We start from the raw sequence: 425 nt of genomic DNA, 5'->3' as shown, positions 1-425 counted from the left end.
TGTTTTAAAAACTAATCTCTTATCTTATGACTCGTATTTAGTGACACAAATTATTATAACTTACGTTTAATCAATTATCAAATATGTCTGCTAAAAATTTTGAAACTGTAAATATCATTCTTACTAAAATAAAAGAATTAACCCCAGAAAATAATCCTCTATCATCATTATCAAATGAAAAGCAATACCTATTCTATGAGTTAAGTTTAAGATTTCCAAAATATAACATTGAACACTATGAAAAGGTGTTTAGTCAAATGTATCAAAGCAAAATGGATTTTTCTTTTGAGCAATTTGAAAAAGCCTATAAAGAATATATGATAAGTAACCCAATTAGAAGAATAGATTTTACTTTTTACTTTCATGTCAATTTTCCATTCGAAGAAAGTTTCGATTTTTTAGGGAAACGTGTAAATGTTTTTTAT

At 24.7% G+C, this 425-nt stretch carries 1 protein-coding gene; it reads left to right on the top strand.

From position 1 onward, the window contains the following. Positions 1-83: 83 nt before the first annotated feature. A partial coding sequence (locus tag E3E36_RS12145; RefSeq protein WP_167895615.1) for a hypothetical protein occupies positions 84-425 on the top strand: 342 nt, incomplete at its 3' end.

Source organism: Thermococcus sp. M36, from assembly GCF_012027355.1.
GTDB lineage: Archaea > Methanobacteriota_B > Thermococci > Thermococcales > Thermococcaceae > Thermococcus.
The sequence above is the reverse complement of the archived record's forward strand: the minus strand, read 5'-3'. Positions and strand labels throughout refer to the sequence as shown.